The following is a 248-nucleotide window of genomic DNA, read 5'->3' on the forward strand; positions in this document are numbered from 1 at the left end:
CGCCTCGTTGATTGTCTTCTGAGCTGCTTGGATTGAGTGTTACTGAACTAACAGGTGTCCAGTCACGCGTTTCTTTAGCCCAACGCTCAGGATGCTTGGCTTTTGCCTGCTGATAGACGGCATGCCGTTTCGCTAACACCTGAGTATCTTGGTTGCGGTGTCTTTGCGCTGGCGTGACGAATTTAATCGCGCTATGACGATGCTCATTGTTGTACCAGTTGACGAAGTTCAACATCCATTCACGCGCT

General features: G+C 50.0%; 1 pseudogene. It reads right to left on the reverse strand.

Going from position 1 to position 248, the window contains the following annotated elements:
• A pseudogene (locus BZJ21_RS15910) lies at nucleotides 1-248 on the reverse strand (IS3 family transposase); the annotation flags it as partial.

It is taken from the genome of Salinivibrio costicola subsp. alcaliphilus (assembly GCF_001996185.1).
GTDB lineage: Bacteria > Pseudomonadota > Gammaproteobacteria > Enterobacterales > Vibrionaceae > Salinivibrio > Salinivibrio costicola.